Below are 1,150 nucleotides of genomic sequence, written 5' to 3'. Positions count from 1 at the left end.
GACTACACGCTCAACACCATCGATCTCGATAGCGAGAACGGGCTGGCTCTGTCCGTCTCAGGAGACCAGTACCGCCAGGACCTCTTCTTCAGGTACAACCAGACGTTCCAGTACTTCTTCGACCTGTCGTCCAGGGTGCCGACAGATTTCGCCGATGGAGATTGATTAGATGCCTGTCTTTCCGTCAGTAGAGTGGTTCGAGTCAGTAAGGACTGCCGCCAACGCAGACCCCGCGTTCAGGAGTTTCGGCACCGCCGAAGCACAGGTGGGCGTCAAGGTCGGCGACGAGGTTTATCTCCTGGACTTCGATGCCTTCGAGTGCTCAGGCGTGTCGCAGGTCGAGGAGCACACACTTCGCGATGTGGATTTCTACCTGCAAATGGCGCCGGAAGATTGGCGCTCGCTTCTGACCAACGTCAGGGAAAACGACGGAGCCGACTCTGAGCACACATTCAACACGCTGGACGTTGAGAACGGGATTGTCGAGTCATCCAACCCATACGGGTTGAACAACTTCCCCAAGTATCACATGACCGTCCAGCGATTCTTCGATGTATCCGCCAAGATCGACACGACCTTCGAGTAGCCAATGCCAATCTACGAGTACAGGTGCGAAGATTGCCAGGAGAAGACCGCCAAGCTGGTCAGGGGCTTCGACGCGCCTGATAGCATATCCTGCCCACCGCATCATCTCCAGCGTGGCGTTCCACAAGTCGCTCAGCACACAGTTGAACGAGCTTGACCCAAGGTACGATCGCATGGCCGACGCAGCGGCCTCCAGCACGGCCGACTCAGACCCCCAGCGCTTCCTCAAGAACGCCATCCCCTTCGACTCCGCCGACCAGTAGGCGAGTCAGGAGCGCGGGCGTCTCGCCCGCATTTCCGAGTGTTCGGAGCGAACGCTGACTACACGGGCTCGTTCAATCGCCCTTTAATGGACCACAGTTGGTCACTGATACCGGGTGAGACGCCCGCGCTCTAGTGTAGCCGTATACCTCAGGAACCCAGACTATGCGGTACGCATGGGCGTCCATGCTATAATTGAACCATGTGGGGACGCGTGGGTTCGACAGGGGATGCCTTCGCGGGACTGCAAGCCGAGGTGCCATCAACCTCGATAATCAGGTGGCAAACAAAGTAACTGACGACA

Annotated in this window: 2 protein-coding genes; both read left to right on the top strand. The window is 57.7% G+C overall.

Annotated features, from left to right (window positions below; translation table 11 throughout):
* Nucleotides 1–169 precede the first annotated feature (169 nt).
* Nucleotides 170–586: a hypothetical protein gene (locus J4G14_10025; protein MCE2458137.1), complete on the top strand. Its 417-nt coding sequence runs from the start codon at nt 170–172 to the stop codon at nt 584–586.
* A gap of 3 nt (nt 587–589) precedes the next feature.
* Nucleotides 590–742 carry a zinc ribbon domain-containing protein gene (locus J4G14_10020; GenBank protein MCE2458136.1) on the top strand — a complete coding sequence of 51 codons (153 nt, stop codon included), beginning with the start codon at nt 590–592 and terminating at the stop codon, nt 740–742.
* Nucleotides 743–1,150: the final 408 nt, after the last annotated feature.

It is taken from the genome of Dehalococcoidia bacterium (assembly GCA_021295915.1).
In the GTDB taxonomy this organism is placed as follows: domain Bacteria; phylum Chloroflexota; class Dehalococcoidia; order Lucifugimonadales; family UBA1123; genus VXRN01.
This window is presented reverse-complemented; position numbering and strand designations above follow the sequence as displayed.